Annotated in this window: 13 protein-coding genes; 7 read left to right on the top strand and 6 right to left on the bottom strand. The window is 54.0% G+C overall.

Annotated features, from left to right (window positions below):
• Positions 1-93: 93 nt before the first annotated feature.
• The 5 genes from pcnB to thpR form a co-directional block, all read right to left on the bottom strand.
• Entirely contained in the window at positions 94-1,491 is a 1,398-nt protein-coding gene (gene pcnB, locus SK36_RS16950; protein WP_205689181.1) for a polynucleotide adenylyltransferase PcnB, read from the bottom strand.
• Between the two features lie 71 nt (positions 1,492-1,562).
• The gene (gluQRS, locus tag SK36_RS16945) at positions 1,563-2,459 is read right to left on the bottom strand and encodes a tRNA glutamyl-Q(34) synthetase GluQRS (RefSeq protein WP_048222797.1); all 897 of its coding nucleotides are present in this window, start codon (positions 2,457-2,459) and stop codon (positions 1,563-1,565) included.
• A gap of 151 nt (positions 2,460-2,610) precedes the next feature.
• Positions 2,611-3,066 (bottom strand): RNA polymerase-binding protein DksA, encoded by a 456-nt coding sequence (gene dksA / locus SK36_RS16940; protein ID WP_003829221.1) that lies wholly within the window; start codon positions 3,064-3,066, stop codon positions 2,611-2,613.
• Between the two features lie 177 nt (positions 3,067-3,243).
• A complete protein-coding gene (gene sfsA, locus SK36_RS16935) occupies positions 3,244-3,948 on the bottom strand; it encodes a DNA/RNA nuclease SfsA (RefSeq protein WP_048222037.1) in 705 nt (234 codons plus the stop codon).
• A gap of 13 nt (positions 3,949-3,961) precedes the next feature.
• Positions 3,962-4,492, bottom strand: coding sequence for an RNA 2',3'-cyclic phosphodiesterase (thpR, locus tag SK36_RS16930; RefSeq protein WP_048222036.1), 531 nt, complete (start codon positions 4,490-4,492; stop codon positions 3,962-3,964).
• Positions 4,493-4,565: 73 nt separating this feature from the next.
• Between thpR and hrpB the strand changes: the two genes are divergently transcribed.
• The 6 genes from hrpB (at position 4,566) to fhuB (ending at position 15,915) form a co-directional block, all read left to right on the top strand.
• Entirely contained in the window at positions 4,566-6,998 is a 2,433-nt protein-coding gene (hrpB, locus tag SK36_RS16925; RefSeq protein WP_048222035.1) for an ATP-dependent helicase HrpB, read from the top strand.
• 168 nt (positions 6,999-7,166) lie between these two features.
• Entirely contained in the window at positions 7,167-9,716 is a 2,550-nt protein-coding gene (gene mrcB, locus SK36_RS16920) for a bifunctional glycosyl transferase/transpeptidase (RefSeq protein WP_048222034.1), read from the top strand.
• Between the two features lie 232 nt (positions 9,717-9,948).
• On the top strand, positions 9,949-12,201 hold the full coding sequence (gene fhuA / locus SK36_RS16915; RefSeq protein ID WP_045439933.1) for a ferrichrome porin FhuA: 2,253 nt from the start codon (positions 9,949-9,951) through the stop codon (positions 12,199-12,201).
• 47 nt (positions 12,202-12,248) lie between these two features.
• Positions 12,249-13,046 carry a Fe3+-hydroxamate ABC transporter ATP-binding protein FhuC gene (gene fhuC, locus SK36_RS16910; RefSeq protein ID WP_045439935.1) on the top strand — a complete coding sequence of 266 codons (798 nt, stop codon included), beginning with the start codon at positions 12,249-12,251 and terminating at the stop codon, positions 13,044-13,046.
• A complete protein-coding gene (gene fhuD, locus SK36_RS16905) occupies positions 13,046-13,936 on the top strand; it encodes a Fe(3+)-hydroxamate ABC transporter substrate-binding protein FhuD (RefSeq protein WP_045439938.1) in 891 nt (296 codons plus the stop codon). Before fhuC ends, fhuD begins: the two co-directional genes overlap by 1 nt.
• Entirely contained in the window at positions 13,933-15,915 is a 1,983-nt protein-coding gene (fhuB, locus tag SK36_RS16900; protein ID WP_048222033.1) for a Fe(3+)-hydroxamate ABC transporter permease FhuB, read from the top strand. Before fhuD ends, fhuB begins: the two co-directional genes overlap by 4 nt.
• A gap of 95 nt (positions 15,916-16,010) precedes the next feature.
• Here the strand turns inward: fhuB and hemL are convergent, their stop codons facing one another.
• The gene (gene hemL / locus SK36_RS16895) at positions 16,011-17,291 is read right to left on the bottom strand and encodes a glutamate-1-semialdehyde 2,1-aminomutase (protein ID WP_048222032.1); all 1,281 of its coding nucleotides are present in this window, start codon (positions 17,289-17,291) and stop codon (positions 16,011-16,013) included.
• Between the two features lie 168 nt (positions 17,292-17,459).
• On the opposite strand from hemL, the gene clcA reads away from it, so the two are divergent.
• On the top strand, positions 17,460-18,881 hold the full coding sequence (gene clcA / locus SK36_RS16890) for a H(+)/Cl(-) exchange transporter ClcA (protein ID WP_045439953.1): 1,422 nt from the start codon (positions 17,460-17,462) through the stop codon (positions 18,879-18,881).

The following is an 18,881-nucleotide window of genomic DNA, read 5'->3' as shown; positions in this document are numbered from 1 at the left end:
ACTCATCCCAGTCACGTACTGATGTACGCTCCTGGGCATTCGCTATGTCGCCGCCTTGATGCAACTCGAAATCTATTGGGTATACGCGATTGGTCACGCGGTTCCCTCGCGGCGTGGGGCGCGTTTACGCGGGCGACGATGACGGCGGCGGGTATCTGGTTCTTCATCAAGTTCGTTCAGCATGCCTTTTTGCTCTGGCGGAGCCGAAACCTGGAATTCACCCCACCACTGCGCCAGACGTTGCAGTTCGGCGTTGTTTTCCACTTCGGCACGCAGGGCCAGTAAATCGTAGGCTGCGCGGAATTTCGGATGCTCCATCAGTTTCCAGGCGCGTTTACCCTGGCGGCGGGACATGCGTAACTGAAGCTGCCAGATATCGCGGGTTAGCGACGTCAGGCGTTTTGGAATTGCCAGCGAGCGGCACGCTTCGTCCAGGACATCGTTCATCGCCAGTGCGAAGGCATCGTAGTAGGCCAGACCGCTTTCCTGGGCAATTTTCTGTGCCGTTTCCAGTAACGGATACCAGAACATGGCGGCAAACAAGAATGCCGGGTTAACACGCATATCGTTGTGAATGCGGGTATCGGTATTCTTCAGAACCTGGGCAATGATGCGTTCCATTGCGCTGTCACCGTCTTCGGTGAAATAGCGGGTAATGGTCGGGAACAGCGGCTGGAACAGGCTGTACTCACGCAGCTTTTTATAGGTTTCATAGCCGTAGCCCGCCTGTAATAGCTTGAGGGCTTCTTCAAACAGGCGCGCTGGCGGGATATCGTTAAGCAACGTAGCCAGACGCGGGATCGGCTCTGCGGTTTCCGGGCTGATGCGCATGTCGAGTTTTGCTGCAAAGCGGACAGCGCGCAGCATGCGTACGGGATCTTCACGATAACGCGTTTCCGGATTACCAATCAGGCGAATGACGCCATCTTCCAGATCCTGCATACCGCCAACGTAGTCGCGAACGGTGAAATCAGCAACGCTATAATAGAGGCTGTTGATCGTGAAATCGCGGCGTTGAGCATCTTCTTCGATAGAACCGAAGATGTTATCGCGCAGTAGCATACCGTTTTGTCCGCGCTGAGATGTCGCACGATCGGCTTCGCTGCCTTCATGATGTCCGCGAAAAGTTGCCACTTCGATAATTTCCGGGCCGAACATTACATGGGCCAGACGGAAACGACGGCCAACAAGACGGCAGTTACGAAACAGTTTCCGTACCTGATCCGGTGTCGCGTTGGTGGTGACATCAAAGTCTTTCGGCTTTTTGCCCAGCAAAAGATCGCGCACACCCCCGCCAACCAGCCATGCCTCGTAGCCGGCCTTATTGAGCCTGTACATTACCTTCAGGGCATTTTCACTGATATCTTTGCGGGAGATTGAGTGCTGCTCACGCGGGATTACCGTCATATGGGGACGGGCGACGGCAAGCTCTGCCTCGCGCTCCTCGCGGCTTAGCACCTTGCGGCAAAAATTAGCGACTCGGGTAAAAATAGTGCACCTCGGTAGTGTCAAACTTCAGTCAGAACAAGTGTTGCTGTGTAAAAATAGCGGCTAATCATAGCTCAGCATGAGTCATTTGAGAATGCCGGATTTACAATACCCGATTCAGGTACCGCCTCAAGCTGCCAGTTTTCCACCGCGACTCGCAACAATTCCTCTACGCTGAACTCTTGCCACGGTATCGCTGTGCTCTGGCCGAGAAAGCGCAATGCGCTGATGAGAACCGGACGCGGATCGCCTTGTGGCAGGGCTGGCGCATGATTCTGCTTGGACAGTTTAGCGCCTTGTTCGTTGAGCGCCAGCGGCAGATGAATATAGTCAGGTGCATGCCAGCCGAACTGTTGATACAGCGAAATTTGGCGCACAGTTGGTTCAATGAGATCCGCGCCACGTACAATCTCCGTAACGCCCTGAAAATGATCATCGACCACCACAGCAAGATTATAAGCAAACAGCCCGTCGCGTCGGTGAATGATAAAGTCTTCCTGTGCAAGTTCAGGGTCGGCCTGAATCTTGCCGCGCAGCCTGTCGTTAAACTGCATGACGGGATGTCGTTGCTTGATACGTATCGCTGCCCGTTCTGGTCCGTGGCGCAACTCGCGACAATGGCCGTCGTAAATACCGCCGATGCTCTGGATCCGGGCGCGAGTACAGGTGCAGTAATAGCTCAGATCCTGCTTATACAACCAGGCAAGCGCCTCGCGGTAAGCATCGTGGCGTTGGGATTGCCATAATATGTCGCCATCCCAGTGCAGGCCGTAATGTTCCAGCTGACGCAGGATAGTCTCTGCAGCACCGGGAACTTCACGAGGAGGATCAATATCTTCAATGCGTACCCGCCAGATTCCGTGTTGCGCACGGGCCTGCAGATAACTCCCGAGGGCGGCAATCAGCGAACCAAAATGGAGTTCACCGGAAGGGGAAGGGGCGAAACGGCCAATATAGCGTTTGTCAGTCATGTCGGTGGATAACATAAAAGAATAAGGCGGGAGATGCTCCCGCCCAGGTATTGCCAGATGGCGACGCAAACACTTGATCCGGCCTACGAAATAGAGGTGTTCCGTAGTCCGGATAAGCGTAACGCCATCCGGCATTCAACAGGTTACGGGATTAACCCGCCATCTGTTTTTCGCGAATTTCTGCCAGCGTTTTACAGTCGATGCACAGATCGGCTGTCGGGCGAGCTTCCAGACGGCGAATACCAATTTCCACACCGCACGATTCGCAGTAGCCGAAATCTTCGTCTTCTACTTTCTTCAGCGTCTTCTCGATCTTTTTGATCAGTTTGCGCTCACGGTCACGGTTACGTAGCTCAAGGCTGAACTCTTCTTCCTGTGCGGCACGGTCAACCGGATCAGGGAAGTTAGCCGCTTCGTCCTGCATATGAGTCACAGTGCGATCGACTTCATCCCTGAGTTGATTACGCCATGCTTCAAGAATACGCCTGAAGTGCGACAGCTGGGCTTCGTTCATATACTCTTCGCCCGGTTTCTCCTGGTAAGGCTCCACCCCAGCGATGGCGAGAATACTCAGGGACGATGTTTTACGGTTTTGCCCTTCTTGCATGTTGCTTCTCCTTAACACGCACTATCGATCCCCATGTTCGGGGGAAAAATCAGGTCGCTATAAATAGCAGATGCTTTTCCGGATAGCAATTATCTAAACGTAACACTTGACAACCCTGTGAGGAAAAGCGTATTTGCGCACGCGGCCAGAATACTAATTAACCCGTTTTTCGCACCATTACAAAGTAATGGGCAATGGCTCTTTAAGAGTCATACCGTGGGCAGAAAGTTCCGCTTTATAAACCAGAATTTCTACCCCCTTAAGCTGCGCTTCGGCTAATAATTGCGCATATTTTGCATCAATATGCCGCGCGGGTGAAAACCGTGTAATTGCTGAATGCAGAACGGCGAAAAATATCACCGCTCGCTTGCCTTCAGCCGCTACGCTCATCAATTCCCGAAGATGTTTCTGACCTCGTTCAGTAATGGCATCGGGAAAATAACCTTGCTCATTCTCCGCCAACGTGACTGATTTCACTTCAATATAGCAGTCAGGGCGGAAATCTGCCTGTAACAAAAAATCAATGCGGCTACCTTCGACACCATATTTTACTTCACTTTTCAACGTATTGTAGTTTGAAATTTCTGAAATTAGCGAATTCTGAATAGCCTCTTTCGTTAATCTGTTAGCCCATAGCGTGTTAACACAAATAAAAGCACCAGATTGGCTTTGTGTTAATTCCCAGGTGTGCGGATATTTCCGTTTAGTATTTTCTGACGTCGAATACCAGACGGTATCTCCGGGGGTTGCACATCCGGTCATGGCACCGGTATTTGGGCAGTGTAGCGTTATCGTTGTGCCATCAGGTGTGATCACATCCGCTAAAAAACGCTTGTAGCGCTGAATTAACGTAGCGCGCTGAAGTGGGGGAGAAAACTGCATGGGTTATCCTTAATTATTCTGCAAGCGTCCAGCGTTGTAATGGCGTGTAGCGCGTGCGACCTCGTTCAAATGAAGAGGCGTAAAGGGCAAACTCCGTTACCGGAAACGACCAGCAAAAACCTGGCGGCGGGATAGTGACAGCATGACTGGCATCGCGCAGCAGCGTGATATGTGGATGAAATGGCTGCGGACTTTGGTAACACCCGCTGCGTGCGGCCTGTGACCGCAGCATATTCGCCAGTTGCAGCAACCCGCGCGGTGGTTGACGCATGCCAAGCCATATTACCCTTGATCGCAACCATTGCCCGGCGTCATCCAGTTTTAACGTAAAGCCTGGCTGGCGAATACGCCCTGCCAGTTGTGACAGCGCCTGCTGTTTCTCTGCGCTGATATCGCCTAAAAATGCCAGCGTCAGGTGCAGATTGTCAGAAGCGACTGGACGCCCCGCCTCTGGCGGAAACTGTGCCGCCCGCCAGTGGATAAGTTGCTCCCGAACCTCGGCTGGTAATTCAATGGCAAAGAACAGCCTTTTTGGCTCAGACATGATGGATACTCGGTTATGAATTAACGCGATGCTACAATGCAGCGCGAAGAATGTTAACCCTCTGGAGTCATTTGTGACGTCGTTGCCCGTTGCTGCCGTTGTGCCTGAACTGCTTAATGCCCTTGATGCTTCACCACAGGTTCTGTTGACCGCGCCGACCGGTGCCGGGAAATCAACCTGGCTGCCGTTGCAGTTTCTTACGCACAAGGGAATCCTGGGGCGGATTGTTCTGTTGGAACCGCGACGTCTGGCCGCTCGCAATGTGGCGCAGCGCCTGGCTGAATTACTGAATGAAAAGCCCGGTGAGACAGTAGGTTACCGTATGCGCGCCCAAAGCTGTGTCGGGCCACGGACCCGGCTCGAAGTGGTGACGGAAGGGGTGCTAACGCGAATGATCCAACGCGATCCCGAGCTGAATGGCGTTGGGCTGGTGATCCTCGATGAATTTCACGAGCGCAGCTTACAGGCAGACCTTGCACTGGCGCTGCTGTTGGATGTGCAACAAGGATTACGAGATGACTTAAAACTGCTGATCATGTCGGCCACACTGGATAACGGCCGCCTGCAACAGTTATTGCCCGCTGCCCCGACGATTATTTCTGAAGGCCGCGCATTCCCCGTTGAGCGGCGCTATCAGCCGCTGGCTGCGCATCTGCGTTTTGATGAGGCGGTGGCTATTGCTACTGCGGAGCTACTGCGTAATGAAAGCGGCTCTCTGCTGCTCTTTTTACCGGGGGTTGGGGAGATCCAACGCGTGCAGGAGCAACTGGCTTCACGTGTGGGTAGCGATGTTCTGTTATGCCCGTTATATGGCGCGTTATCGCTGACCGATCAGCGCCAGGCGATTTTGCCCGCGCCACAAGGTAAGCGCAAAGTGGTGCTGGCAACGAACATTGCCGAAACCAGCTTAACCATTGAGGGCATTCGTCTGGTGGTGGACTGCGCGCAGGAGCGCGTGGCGCGCTATGATGCCCGCACCGGTTTGACGAGGCTGATTACCCAGCGCATTAGCCAGGCCTCTATGACACAGCGAGCCGGTCGCGCAGGACGTCTGGAACCGGGGATTTGTCTGCACCTGCTTGCCAAAGAGCAGGCAGAAAGGGCGGCAGCACAGGGTGAGCCAGAGATTTTACAGAGCGATCTATCCGGTTTGCTGATGGAACTGCTGCAATGGGGATGCACCGACCCTGCGCAACTGAACTGGCTGGATATGCCGCCTGCTGTAAATTTGCAGGCGGCAAGACGATTATTACAGATGTTGCAAGCCATGGATGGTGAGCGCTTGAACGCTGCCGGGCAGAAGATGGCTGCGCTGGGTAACGATCCCCGACTGGCGGCAATGCTCATCGGCGCGACAAATGAAAACGAAGCTGTTACAGCGGCAAAGCTGGCGGCGATTCTGGAAGAGCCGCCGCGCGGTGGACATACCGATTTGACCGTACATTTTTCGCGTAACCAGCCAGGCTGGCAGCAGCGTAGTCAGCAATTGCTGAAGCGGCTTAATGTGCAGAGTGGTCAGCCCGACAGTGAGCTAATCGCGCCTTTACTGGCAAAAGCATTCGCCGATCGCATTGCGCGGCGTCGTGGCCAGGAAGGGCGATATCAGTTGGCTAACGGAATGGGGGCAATGCTTGATGCCGACGACGCATCAGGGCGGCATGAATGGCTAATCGCGCCTCTGTTGCTACAGGGCAGTGCTTCGCCTGATGCGCGTATTCTGCTCGCTCTGCCGTTGGATATTGATACGCTGCTGCAAACAAGTCCTGAGCTGTTGCAACAGTCAGACACCATCGAATGGGATGAAAATCAGGGAACGTTGAAGGCATGGCGCCGAACGCGTATTGGTCAACTGACGGTGAAAGTTCAGCCACTGGCAAAACCTTCGGAAGAGGAACTGCATCAGGCGATGCTGAATGGTATTCGCGATAAAGGCCTGAGTGTGCTCAACTGGACCCCGGAAGCGGAACAGTTCCGGCTGCGTCTGCAATGTGCGGCAAATTGGTTGCCTGAGTACAACTGGCCAGCAGTGGATGATGCCTCTTTGCTGGCGACGCTGGAGAGTTGGTTGTTGCCGCATATGCAAGGTGTGCACTCTTTACGTGCTCTCAAAGCGTTAAATGTGGGGCAGGCTTTGCGTGGGCTACTGGACTGGTCAATGCTGCAACGTCTGGATAGTGAGCTGCCTGCGCATTACACTGTGCCGACGGGCAGCCGGATAGCCATTCGTTATCACGAGGATAACCCGCCGGCATTAGCGGTTAGAATGCAGGAAATGTTTGGCGAAGCGAAGACCCCTACCATCGCGCAGGGGCGTGTTCCATTGGTGCTCGAGTTATTGTCTCCGGCCCAACGCCCACTACAAATCACCCGTGATTTGAGCGCGTTCTGGCAGGGGGCTTATCGCGAAGTGCAAAAAGAGATGAAAGGGCGTTATCCCAGGCATGTCTGGCCGGACGATCCGGCGAATACCGCGCCAACACGGCGCACCAAGAAGTATTCTGCCTGATGGTGCGCTGCTTTCAGGCCTACACTGTACGGCGATCCGTAGGTTGATTAAGGCGTTTGACACCGTCTCTGGCGAAAGAGCGGTAAAAATTGAGAGATTTCTTCTTCTGTCGCCTGACGGAAGAACAGAGAATCAGGCCTTTGCGCCTGAATGTTGCGGAGAAAAAGCATGGCGGGGAATGACCGCGAGCCAATTGGACGTAAAGGGAAACCATCGCGTCCGGTGAAACAAAAGGTGAGCCGTCGTCAACTCAGAGATGACGAGTATGACGACGATTATGATGATGACGACTATGAGGATGAAGAACCGATGCCGCGCAAAGGTAAAGGCAAAGGGCGTAAGCCTCGTGGTAAGCGCGGCTGGTTCTGGCTGCTGCTAAAACTCTCGATTGTCTTTTTGGTGCTGATTGCCATTTACGGCGTCTACCTGGATCAAAAAATCCGTAGCCGTATTGATGGCAAAGTCTGGCAGCTTCCTGCGGCGGTGTATGGCCGTATGGTTAACCTTGAGCCAGAAATGCCCATCGGTAAAAAAGAGATGGTGAAACTGCTGGAGGCCACGCAGTATCGTCAGGTGACGAAGATGACGCGTCCTGGCGAATTTACCGTACAGGCGAACAGCATTGAGATGATCCGTCGTCCGTTTGACTTCCCGGACAGTAAAGAAGGCCAGGTGCGTGCGCGTCTGACCTTTGATGGCGATCATCTGGACACTATCGAGAATCTGGACAACAACCGCCAGTTCGGTTTCTTCCGTCTGGATCCGCGTCTGATTACCATGCTCTCTTCGCCAAACGGTGAGCAGCGCTTGTTCGTTCCCCGCAGTGGCTTCCCTGATCTGCTGGTTGATACACTGCTGGCTACCGAAGACCGCCATTTCTATGAGCATGACGGCATCAGTTTGTACTCCATTGGGCGTGCGGTACTGGCTAACCTGACGGCAGGCCGTACTGTGCAAGGGGCGAGTACGCTGACTCAGCAGTTGGTGAAAAACCTGTTCCTCTCCAGTGAGCGTTCGTACTGGCGTAAGGCTAACGAAGCCTATATGGCGCTGATCATGGATGCGCGCTACAGCAAAGACCGCATTCTTGAGCTGTATATGAACGAGGTGTACCTCGGTCAGAGCGGCGACAACGAGATCCGTGGTTTCCCGCTGGCGAGTCTTTATTATTTTGGGCGTCCGGTTGAAGAACTGAGCCTTGATCAGCAGGCGCTACTGGTGGGGATGGTTAAAGGGGCGTCTATCTACAATCCGTGGCGTAACCCGAAACTGGCGCTGGAGCGCCGTAACCTGGTGCTGCGTCTGCTGCAACAGCAGCAGATTATTGACCAGGATCTGTATGACATGCTGAGTGCGCGTCCGTTAGGCGTACAACCACGTGGCGGGGTGATTTCACCGCAGCCAGCGTTTATGCAGATGGTACGTCAGGAACTGCAGGCGAAGCTGGGTGATAAAGTTAAAGACCTCTCCGGCGTGAAGATCTTCACCACTTTTGATTCTGTGGCGCAGGATGCGGCAGAAAAAGCAGCGGTTGAAGGCATTCCGGTGCTGAAGAAACAGCGTAAGCTGAGCGATCTGGAAACCGCGATTGTGGTTGTGGATCGCTTCAGTGGGGAAGTTCGTGCGATGGTTGGTGGGGCGGAGCCACAGTTTGCAGGCTATAACCGTGCGATGCAGGCACGCCGCTCGATTGGTTCTCTGGCGAAACCGGCGACCTATCTGACCGCACTGAGTCAGCCGAAGCTGTACCGTCTGAATACCTGGATTGCCGATGCGCCGATTGCGTTGCGTCAGCCTAACGGGCAGGTCTGGTCTCCGCAGAACGATGACCGTCGCTACAGCGAAAGTGGCAGAGTGATGCTGGTGGATGCGTTAACGCGTTCCATGAACGTACCGACGGTAAATCTGGGGATGGCGCTGGGTCTGCCAGCCGTGACCGATACATGGATAAAACTGGGTGCGCCGAAAGATCAACTGAATCCGGTTCCGGCTATGCTGTTGGGAGCACTGAACCTTACACCAATCGAAGTGGCGCAGGCGTTCCAGACTATCGCCAGCGGTGGTAACCGCGCGCCGTTATCAGCACTGCGTTCGGTGATCGCCGAAGATGGCACGGTGCTGTATCAGAGCTTCCCACAGGCCGAACGAGCCGTTCCGGCACAGGCGGCGTACATGACGTTGTGGACGATGCAACAGGTTGTACAGCGCGGTACCGGTCGTCAGCTGGGCGCCAAGTATCCTGGGCTGCATCTGGCAGGTAAAACCGGGACCACTAACAACAACGTTGATACCTGGTTCGCGGGTATTGACGGCAGTCAGGTGACCATTACCTGGGTGGGGCGTGATAATAACCAGCCAACCAAGCTGTACGGCGCGAGCGGAGCGATGTCGATTTACCAGCGCTATCTGGCTAACCAGACACCGACGCCACTGACGCTGACGCCGCCGGAAGATATTGTTGATATGGGCGTGGATTACGACGGTAACTTCGTTTGTAGCGGCGGGATGCGTACGCTTCCGGTGTGGACAAGCGATCCTGATTCATTGTGTCAGCAAGGTGAGATGCAGCAGCAGTCAGGCAATCCGTTTGATCAGTCAACGCAGCCGCAGCAACAACCCCAACAGCAGCAGCAGCAGCAACAACAACCGCCGCAGCAGGAGAAGAAAGATGGCGACGGTGTCGCAGGTTGGATAAAAGATATGTTTGGTAGCAACTAATACCCCCTAAAACCCGCTTCGGCGGGTTTTTCTTTGCCCACGTCTGGATTGAGGCAAACAACATTTCAGCGTAATTTATTAACCCTTTCTTTTCATCTGGTTATTTCTTAACCCCTCAGTTTTAGTAGGGATGTGTATTGCTTGCTATCCCGCCAGAGTTTCGAATATTATGCTGCCGTTATAATAATAATTCTCGTTTACGTTATCATTCACTTTCATCAGAGATATACCAATGGCGCGTCTTAAAACTGCTCAGCCAAACTCTTCGCTGCGTAAAATCGCAGTTGTAGTAGCCACAGCGGTTAGCGGCATGTCTGTGTATGCACAGGCGGCGGTTCAACCGAAAGAAGAAACAATCACCGTAACCGCAGCACCTGCCGCACAAGAAAGCGCATGGGGCCCCGCGGCAACCATCGCGGCAAGACAATCTGCCACGGCGACAAAAACAGACACTCCGATTCAAAAAGTCCCGCAGTCTATATCTGTTGTTACCGCTGAGGAGATGGCGTTACATCAGCCTAAATCCGTAAAAGAAGCGCTCAGTTACACTCCTGGTGTCGCTGTGGGAACTCGTGGTGCATCTAATACCTATGATTACCTGATCATTCGCGGATTCGCCGCTGACGGCCAAAGCCAGAATAACTATCTGAACGGCCTGAAAATGCAGGGCAACTTCTATAACGACGCGGTAATCGATCCCTATATGCTGGAGCGCGCTGAGGTTATGCGCGGCCCGGTTTCCGTTCTTTACGGAAAGAGTAACCCTGGCGGCTTGTTGAACATGGTCAGCAAGCGCCCGACGACGGAACCGTTGAAAGAAGTTCAGTTCAAAATGGGCACTGACAGCCTGTTCCAGACCGGTTTTGACTTCAGTGATGCGCTGGATGATGACGGTGTGTATTCTTATCGCTTAACGGGCCTTGCTCGCTCCGCTAATGCACAGCAGCAAGGTGCGGAAGAGCAACGGTATGCCATTGCGCCTTCTTTCAGCTGGCGTCCGGACGATAAAACGAACTTCACTTTCCTCTCTTATTTCCAGAATGAGCCAGAGACCGGTTATTACGGCTGGCTGCCAAAAGAGGGGACAGTAACGAAACTGCCAAATGGCACACGTCTCCCTACTGATTTCAATGAAGGTGCGGGCAACAATACCTATTCTCGTAACGAGAAGATGGTAGGCTACAGCTTCGATCACGAATTTAACGACACTTTTACCGTGCGTCAGAATTTGCGCTATGCGCAAAACAAAGTTTCGCAAAACAGCGTATATGGCTACGGTATGTGTTCCGATCCGCTCTATACCAAGGATCCGGCTAAAAGTCCTTGCGCCAGCGTTCCTCAGTCCGATTGGGATCACACGCTGACTCGTCAGTACGTTATCGATAATGAGAAATTGCAGAACTTCGCTGTTGATACTCAGCTGCAAAGTAAGTTCGCGACTGCCGATGTGGATCATACCCTGCTGACCGGCGTTGATTTTATGCGCATGCGTAACGATATCGACTCATGGTTTGGTTATGCCGGTTCTGTTGCACCGTCCGATATCTATAACCTTGACCGCAGCGACTTTGATTTTGGCTCACACCCAGGCCCTTCTGGTCCTTACAAAGTGCTGAACAAACAGAAACAGACTGGCTTGTATGCGCAGGATCAGATGCAGTGGGATAAGGTACTGGTTACTCTGGGCGGTCGTTACGACTGGGCTAAACAGGACTCTCTGAACCGTGTTTCTGGCGTTACGGATTCCCGCGATGATAAGCAGTTCACCTGGCGTGGCGGTGTTAACTATCTTTTCGACAACGGCGTAACCCCGTATTTCAGCTACAGCGAGTCGTTTGAACCGGCTTCCCAGACGGGGGCTAGTGGGAATATTTTCGCACCGTCCAAAGGTAAGCAGTACGAAGCGGGCGTGAAATATGTTCCGAGCGATCGTCCGATCGTGATCACCGGTGCTGTCTATCAGTTGACCAAAACCAACAACCTGATGGCTGACCCGACAGGCACATCGTTCTTCTCAGTTGAAGGCGGTGAAATTCGTTCTCGCGGTGTGGAAATCGAAGCGAAAGCGGCACTGTCTGCCAGCGTTAACGTTGTCGGCTCTTATACCTACACCGATGCGGAATACACCACTGACACCACCTACAAAGGCAATACGCCTGCTCAGGTGCCAAAACATATGGCATCACTGTGGGGCGATTATACCCTCTATGATGGTGCGCTTTCCGGGCTGACGTTGGGTACTGGCGTTCGTTATACTGGTTCCAGCTATGGCGACCCGGCAAACTCCTTCAAAGTGGGGAGCTATACGCTGGTGGATGCGTTGGTACGTTACGATCTGGCTCGCGTTGGTATGGCGGGCTCCAACGTGGCGCTGCATGTGAACAACTTGTTTGACCGTGAATACGTCGCCAGTTGCTTCAATACCTATGGCTGCTTCTGGGGCGCGGAACGTCAGGTCGTTGCAACAGCAACCTTCCGTTTCTAATTTCTCTTTGGGCACGCTTTGCGTGCCCGTTTTACAAGTTGGCCGCTATGCAGGAAAACAGATCCCATCCCGACACCACTTTTGCGCTAAGTCATGTCTCCTTTCGTGTACCTGGCCGCACGCTTTTGCATCCTCTCTCGTTAACCTTTCCCGTGGGTAAAGTGACCGGTCTTATCGGCCATAACGGCTCCGGTAAATCCACGTTATTAAAGATGTTAGCTCGCCATCAGCCGCCTTCTGAAGGCGATATTTTTTTGGATGGACAGCCCGTTGATAGCTGGAAGAGTAAAGCATTTGCCCGCAAGGTTGCCTGGTTACCGCAGCAGTTGCCGCAGGCGGAAGGGATGACAGTGCGTGAACTGGTGGCGATTGGTCGCTACCCGTGGCACGGTGCGCTGGGACGTTTTGGTGTAGCTGACAGAGAAAAAGTGGAAGAGGCGATAACGCTGGTAGGGTTAAAGCCACTGGCACATCGTCTGGTTGATAGTTTGTCCGGCGGCGAGCGTCAACGTGCGTGGATCGCCATGCTGGTGGCGCAGGACAGTCGTTGCCTGCTGCTCGACGAACCCACTTCGGCGTTGGATATCGCCCATCAGGTTGATGTGCTGGCGCTGGTGCATCGCTTGAGCCAACAACGTGGATTGACGGTGATCGCCGTGCTGCATGATATCAATATGGCTGCCCGCTACTGTGACTATCTGGTGGCGCTACGAGGTGGCGAAATGATCGCTCAGGGGACGCCTGCTGAACTGATGCGCAGTGAAACCCTGGAACAGATCTACGGTATCCCGATGGGTATTTTGCCGCATCCGGCTGGTGCTGCACCTGTGAGTTTTGTCTATTAATGATCGCATTACATCATATAACCCGCCGTCGTTTGCTAACGGCAATGGCGTTGTCACCATTGCTCTGGCAGATGAATCAGGCGCGTGCGGCGGCGGTTGATCCGCAGCGCATTGTGGCTCTGGAGTGGTTACCGGTTGAGCTGCTGCTGGCGCTGGGTATTACACCCTATGGCGTCGCAGATGTTCCGAACTACAAGCTGTGGGTCAATGAACCTGCTCTGCCGGACTCGGTGATTGACGTCGGGTTACGCACTGAACCCAATCTTGAACTGCTGACTGAAATGAAGCCCTCATTTATGGTTTGGTCGGCAGGCTATGGTCCTGCGCCCGAGAAACTGGCTCGTATTGCGCCTGGCCGTGGATTTAACTTCAGCGATGGCAAAAAGCCGCTGGCGGTTGCCCGCCAGTCGCTGCAGGAAATGGCGCAGTTGCTGAATCTGGAACCTGCTGCCGAACGTCATCTGGCGCAATATGATCGCTTTATTGACAGCCTGAAACCACGCTTTATTCAGCGCGGAGAGCGTCCTTTACTGCTGATGACCCTGCTGGATCCTCGCCATATGCTGGTGTTTGGTCCTAACTGTCTGTTTCAGGAAGTGCTGGACGAGTACGGGATCCGTAACGCCTGGCAGGGGGAAACAAACTTCTGGGGTAGCACTGCTGTGGGTATCGATCGGCTTGCGGTCTATAAAGATGTTGATGTGTTGTGCTTTGATCATGGCAACAATAAAGAGATGAATGCGCTGATGTCCACCCCGTTGTGGCAGGCAATGCCGTTTGTCCGGGCCGGACGTTTTCAGCGCGTACCTGCCGTCTGGTTCTATGGCGCAACACTGTCGGCGATGCGCTTTGTGCGCATTCTGGATAATGCGCTGGGAGGCAAAGCGTGAGTAAACGTGTTGCGCTTTTCCCGGTACTTTTACTGACAGTCTTGTTTGTATCTGCCTGCTGGCTGACCTGGGTTAACTTCTCTGTAGCCCTGCCGCGCAGCCAGTGGCTGCAGGCTATCTGGTCGCCGGATATCGATATCATTGAACAGATGGTTTTCCATTTCAGTTTGCTGCCGAGGCTGGCGATTGCGTTACTGGTCGGTGCCGGGCTGGGACTGGTTGGCGTTTTGTTTCAGCAGGTATTGCGTAACCCGCTGGCAGAGCCGACCACGCTTGGCGTGGCAACCGGAGCACAGTTAGGTATAACTGTCACTACACTGTGGGCGCTCCCCGGAGCGCTGACCACGCAATTTGCGGCGCTGGCAGGAGCATGTATCGTCGGAGCGCTGGTGTTTGGTGTCGCCTGGGGCAAACGTCTTTCGCCCGTCACATTGATCCTTGCAGGTCTGGTGGTAAGTCTGTACTGCGGCGCGATTAACCAACTGATGGTTATCTTCCATCACGATCAACTGCAAAGCATGTTTTTGTGGAGCAGCGGAACGTTAACGCAAACTGACTGGAACGGGGTGCAGCGTCTGTGGCCGCAACTGCTGGGTGGCGTGATGCTAACCCTGCTGTTATTACGTCCTATGACGCTGATGGGGCTGGATGACGGTGTAGCGCGTAATCTTGGCCTGGCGCTATCGCTGGCGCGTCTGGCCGCATTGTCGCTGGCGATTGTGCTGAGTGCTTTGCTGGTTAACGCAGTCGGAATTATTGGTTTTATTGGTCTGTTTGCGCCGCTGCTGGCAAAAATGCTCGGCGCCCGGCGCTTACTGGCTCGCCTGATGCTGGCCCCGCTGATTGGTGCTCTGATCCTCTGGCTTTCCGATCAAATTATTCTGTGGTTGACCCGCGTATGGATGGAAGTCTCTACTGGTTCGGTAACCGCGCTGATAGGCGCACCGCTGCTGTTGTGGCTGCTGCCGCGTTTGCGCAGCATGAGCGCGCCGGATATGAATGCCAGTAGTCACGTTGTTGCGGAACGTCAGAACGTGTTGATGTTCGTCCTGGTGGGGGGCGCAATATTGTTGTTGACCGTCGTAGTGGCGCTTTCTTTTGGTCGCGATGCTCATGGCTGGAGTTGGGCCAGTGGTGTGATGCTGGATGAGCTGATGCCCTGGCGCTGGCCACGAATTATGGCGGCACTGATTGCGGGTGTTATGCTGGCGGTAGCGGGCTGTATTATTCAGCGCCTGACCGGTAACCCCATGGCCAGCCCGGAAGTATTGGGTATCAGCTCCGGTGCGGCGTTTGGCGTCGTGTTGATGTTGTTTCTGGTGCCCGGAAATGCCTTCGGTTGGCTGCTACCTGCCGGGAGTATCGGGGCAGCGGTGACGTTGCTGATCATCATGATTGCCGCTGGGCGCGGGGGCTTTTCGCCTCACCGAATGCTGCTGGCAGGGATGGCGCTTAGCACTGCATTTACTATGTTGCTGATGATGCTACAGGCCAGCGGCGACCCGCGGATGGCGAGCATACTGACCTGGATCTCCGGCTCGACCTATAACGCTTACCCTGAACAGGTAATACGTACTGGGATCGTGATGGTGATTCTGCTGGCGATTACGCCGTTGTGTCGTCGCTGGCTGACGATTTTACCGCTGGGCGGTGATACGGCTCGGGCGGTGGGTATTGCGTTGACACCGTCACGTGTCGGTTTGCTGATGCTGGCCGCGGGACTGACCGCAACGGCAACCATGACTATTGGACCGTTGAGCTTTGTTGGGCTGATGGCGCCGCATATCGCGCGTATGCTCGGTTTTCGGCGTACCATGCCGCATATGGTGATGTCAGCGCTGGCGGGTGGGGTACTGTTGGTCTTTGCGGACTGGTGCGGCAGAATGGTGCTGTTTCCGTATCAGATCCCGGCGGGATTACTCTCGACGTTTATTGGTGCGCCATATTTCATTTGGCTGCTACGTAAGCAGAGCCGGTAATACAAAGCTGGATAAGCACTTTGTGTCGCCATCCGGCAACAAAAAAGCCGGGTGGCGGAGTGCCTTACCCGGCTTACGATCTCTGATGCTGCTTTTTACAACTTCCCGAACACCCGACGTGCGGCGTCGATGGTGTTATTGATATCTTCCATGCTGTGCGCGACGGACATAAAGCCAGCTTCAAAGGCTGATGGCGCGAGATAAACCCCTTCATCCAGCATCATGTGGAAGAAACGCTTAAAGCGCTCGACATCGCATGCCATTACGTCCTGATAGCAGGTCACGGTTTCTGCTTCGGTGAAGAAAATCCCGAACATCCCGCCCACATGGTTAACCACCAGAGGAATATTCGCTTCCTGGGCGGCTTCCAGCAGACCTTCTGCCAGACGGGTGGTGAGTTCATCTAATGTTTCATGAATACCCGGCTGGGCAACTTCATTCAGACAGGCAAATCCTGCCGCCATGGCAATTGGATTACCAGACAGCGTACCAGCCTGATAAACCGGTCCGGTTGGTGCCAGCGCGTCCATGACATCGCGACGACCACCGAATGCACCAACAGGCATACCACCACCGATGATTTTGCCCAGACAGGTCAGATCCGGAACGACGCCGTAGTAATCCTGCGCGCCAGCCAACGCGACACGGAAACCGGTCATTACTTCATCGATAATCAACAGCGCACCAAACTCATCGCACAACGCGCGCAGACCAGGCAGGAATTCCGGCAGCGGCGGGATGCAGTTCATGTTGCCAGCGACCGGCTCCACGATAATGCAGGCAATGTCTTGCGGATACTGTTCAAATGCTGCACGTACAGAGGCGAGATCGTTATAAGTACAGGTCAGAGTATGCTTAGCGAAATCTGCCGGAACGCCCGGAGAGTTCGGCTGGCCCAGCGTCAGTGCGCCGGAGCCGGCTTTTACCAGCAGGCAGTCAGCATGACCGTGATAGCATCCTTCAAATTTGATAATTTTATCGCGTCCGGTGAAGCCGCGCGCCAGACGGATGGCGCTCATCGTCGCTTCGGTACCGGAGTTGACCATGCGCACCATGTCCATGGTTGGCACGAGTTCAGTGACCAGCGCCGCCATTTTCACTTCCATCTCGGTTGGCGCACCAAAGCTCAGGCCACGTTCTGCAGCCTCAATCACCGCATTGCGGATAGCCGGGTGGTTATGGCCCAGCACCATCGGGCCCCAGGAACCAACATAATCAATGTAGGCTTTACCATCGACGTCATACAGATACGCGCCGTCTGCTTTTTCGATAAACAGCGGAGTACCACCCACGCCGGTAAAGGCGCGAACAGGGGAGTTAACGCCGCCGGGGATAAGTTCGCGTGCTGCGCTGTAGAGGTTTTCAGACTTACTCATGGATGGGGTCCTGGTTCGTAGAAAAAGTGAATGCCCGCTATTCTAGTTATTCAGAGAAGGTTATGAAAGTTTTGCGCATTTGAAACAATACGATTTGCAGGGGATTTTCACGAAATGTGCGAGTAGAATGCCGATTCCGTATTTGTATTACCAATTAATGATCATCTAATGAAAACAGACTCTCCCTCTTTTGAAGCACAGCAAATTGTGCGTTTACGGCGCAGGGATCAGATCCGTCGACTACTTGATCGGGACAAGACACCGCTGGCGATCCTCTTTATGGCGGCTGTTGTCGGCACCGTGACTGGACTTGTTGGTGTTGCTTTTGAGAAAGCTGTGTCCTGGGTACAGAACCTGCGTATAGGCACGCTGGCACAGGTCGCCGATCATGCCATTTTGGTGTGGCCGCTGGCGTTTATTCTTTCTGCGCTGCTGGCAATGGTCGGTTATTTCCTGGTGCGTAAATTTGCGCCGGAAGCGGGTGGTTCGGGGATTCCGGAGATCGAAGGTGCACTGGAAGAGTTGCGCCCGGTGCGTTGGTGGCGTGTATTGCCGGTGAAGTTTATCGGCGGTATGGGAACGCTGGGTGCCGGGATGGTGCTTGGACGAGAAGGGCCGACGGTGCAAATTGGCGGCAATATCGGACGCATGGTGCTTGATGTTTTCCGTATGCGTAGCGCTGAAGCGCGCCATACTCTGCTAGCTACCGGTGCTGCAGCCGGTCTGTCGGCCGCTTTTAATGCGCCTCTGGCGGGTATCCTGTTCATTCTTGAAGAGATGCGTCCGCAGTTCCGTTACAACCTTGTATCGATCAAAGCCGTATTTACCGGCGTTATTATGTCCAGCATTGTGTTCCGTATTTTTAACGGCGAGGCCCCGATCATTGAAGTCGGGAAGCTCTCCAATGCACCGGTTAATACGCTGTGGTTATATCTCGTCCTTGGAATTATTTTTGGTTGTGTCGGACCGTTATTCAATACAATGGTGTTGCGGACCCAGGATATGTTTCAACGCTTCCACGGCGGCGAAATTAAAAAGTGGGTGCTGATGGGGGGCGCTATCGGCGGTCTGTGTGGGATCCTCGGTTTAATAAAACCTGAAGCGGCAGGTGGTGGGTTTAACCTGATCCCTATCGCAGCAGCGGGCAATTTCAGTGTTGGAATACTGCTGTTTATTTTTGTTGCCAGGGTCATCACCACGCTGCTGTGCTTCTCCTCCGGTGCGCCCGGTGGGATATTTGCACCGATGCTGGCGCTGGGTACATTGCTCGGCACCGCATTTGGCATGGCTGCAGCGGCGTCTTTTCCGCAGTATCATCTGGAAGCCGGGACGTTTGCTATTGCCGGAATGGGGGCGTTGCTGGCGGCTTCAGTACGTGCACCATTAACGGGCATTGTGCTGGTTCTGGAAATGACTGATAACTACCAGCTCATTTTGCCAATGATTATTACCTGTCTTGGCGCAACACTATTAGCCCAATTTATGGGCGGAAAGCCGCTATACTCGACTATTCTTGCACGTACGCTGGCAAAACAGGAAGCGGAGCAGGCGGCGAAAAGCCAGAGTACAGCTGCTGGCGAGAATACTTGA

The sequence above is a fragment of the Citrobacter sp. MGH106 genome, assembly GCF_001037495.1.
GTDB classification, from domain to species: Bacteria; Pseudomonadota; Gammaproteobacteria; order Enterobacterales; family Enterobacteriaceae; genus Citrobacter; species Citrobacter murliniae.
This window is presented reverse-complemented; position numbering and strand designations above follow the sequence as displayed.

Excerpts from the sequence above, each read along its gene's own strand:
- fhuD (WP_045439938.1), top strand. The coding sequence starts at position 13,046 with ATGATCGCATTACATCATATAACCCGCCGTCGTTTGCTAACGGCAATG.
- clcA (WP_045439953.1), top strand. The coding sequence starts at position 17,460 with ATGAAAACAGACTCTCCCTCTTTTGAAGCACAGCAAATTGTGCGTTTA.
- fhuC (WP_045439935.1), top strand. The coding sequence starts at position 12,249 with ATGCAGGAAAACAGATCCCATCCCGACACCACTTTTGCGCTAAGTCAT.
- fhuA (WP_045439933.1), top strand. The coding sequence starts at position 9,949 with ATGGCGCGTCTTAAAACTGCTCAGCCAAACTCTTCGCTGCGTAAAATC.
- sfsA (WP_048222037.1), bottom strand. The coding sequence starts at position 3,948 with ATGCAGTTTTCTCCCCCACTTCAGCGCGCTACGTTAATTCAGCGCTAC.
- hemL (WP_048222032.1), bottom strand. The coding sequence starts at position 17,291 with ATGAGTAAGTCTGAAAACCTCTACAGCGCAGCACGCGAACTTATCCCC.
- thpR (WP_048222036.1), bottom strand. The coding sequence starts at position 4,492 with ATGTCTGAGCCAAAAAGGCTGTTCTTTGCCATTGAATTACCAGCCGAG.
- dksA (WP_003829221.1), bottom strand. The coding sequence starts at position 3,066 with ATGCAAGAAGGGCAAAACCGTAAAACATCGTCCCTGAGTATTCTCGCC.
- mrcB (WP_048222034.1), top strand. The coding sequence starts at position 7,167 with ATGGCGGGGAATGACCGCGAGCCAATTGGACGTAAAGGGAAACCATCG.
- gluQRS (WP_048222797.1), bottom strand. The coding sequence starts at position 2,459 with ATGACTGACAAACGCTATATTGGCCGTTTCGCCCCTTCCCCTTCCGGT.